Genomic DNA, 1,321 nt, shown 5'->3' with positions numbered 1-1,321 from the left:
CTGGTTGACTGACAAAAGCTGAGTCCAGGTCGCTGGGTGCCCTACTGTGCGGTAGTTTCGGAGATTGGAAGGGAGAAGGGGGAGCCAGCGTTCTAAGCTTAGATACCACTCAAAACCATGAACGCTGTGAAAAAAACTCCCCCCTCTACAATGCCTTGAACGCTTGGCTGGGTCAATCGCTGCCCTGGGCGCATCGGGGCCATTTGACGACCTGCCTTTGGATGGTGGTGGCCTTGCTCCAACGAGGGGAAGTCAGCCTGACGCGGTGGTTGCCCTATGTCCCGTGTCGAGGGGTGCAGGCGCAAAGTAAACAACGGCGCTTAAGCCGCTGGTTGCACAACAGTCGTCTCAACGTTCACCGCCTATACAAGCCGTTGATTCAGTCAGCGTTAGCGGACTGGGGTGAGGACTGTTTATACCTGAGCTTGGACACCTCACTCTTTTGGGATGAGTATTGCTTGGTACGCGTGGCCGTTGTGCACCGAGGCCGGGCATTGCCCGTGGTCTGGCGGGTGTTCAAGCACCGCAGTGCTTCGGTTGCTTTTAAGGAGTATCGAGAGATGCTCCATCAAGCCGCCAATCGATTGCCCCAGGGGGTGAAGGTTATTGTGCTGGCCGACCGGGGCTTTATTCACACCGATGCTATGACCGCTATCACGACTGTTCTCGGCTGGCACTATCGGATTCGGATCAAGCGAAATACTTGGATTTGGCGGGCCGGTCGCGGGTGGTGCCAATTGAAAGACAGTCACCTTCAGCGGGGGGAGGGAGTCTGTTGGCATACGGTTAAGCTCCATAAGGGCGAGTGGTATGGCCCGGTGCATGTAGCTTTTGGTCGCAACAGCGTCAATGGTGAGTTTTGGGCCATCGTCAGTGATGAACCCACCAGTCTGCACACCTTCGAGGAATACGGCTTGCGGTTTGATATCGAGGAGGCGTTTCTCGATGACCAATCGAACGGCTGGAATCTCCAGAAATCTGAGATTCGCTCACTCTGCGCCCTCTCTCGCCTCTGGTTCCTCTTGGCGGTCGCTACCCTGTATGTCACCGCCCAAGGGAGCGAGGTGGTTGCTGCTGGTAAACGTCGCTGGGTTGACCCCCATTGGTTTCGCGGCAATAGCTACTTTCGCATTGGGTGGGATTGGGTGAAAGCGGCCTTAGAGAACGGTTGGCAGCTCATCCACCAAGTTCGCTTCACTCATAACCGCGATCCTGAACCCGCTATGGCGTCTCGGAAACAGCATGAGCAGCGCACCTATCGAATCGAGTTCAAAATACACACGTACTGCTATGGCGCTGATTAGTTTTGTCAGTCAACCAG

Annotated in this window: 1 protein-coding gene; it reads left to right on the top strand. The window is 55.6% G+C overall.

Annotated elements, in window-relative coordinates:
- The first annotated feature begins 425 nt into the window (after positions 1 to 425).
- Positions 426 to 1,304 carry a transposase gene (locus tag ACQ4N7_RS30235; RefSeq protein ID WP_430715122.1) on the top strand — a complete coding sequence of 293 codons (879 nt, stop codon included), beginning with the start codon at positions 426 to 428 and terminating at the stop codon, positions 1,302 to 1,304.
- Positions 1,305 to 1,321 lie beyond the last annotated feature (17 nt).

It is taken from the genome of Nodosilinea sp. AN01ver1, assembly GCF_050565655.1.
GTDB lineage: Bacteria > Cyanobacteriota > Cyanobacteriia > Phormidesmidales > Phormidesmidaceae > Nodosilinea.
The sequence above is the reverse complement of the archived record's forward strand: the minus strand, read 5'-3'. Positions and strand labels throughout refer to the sequence as shown.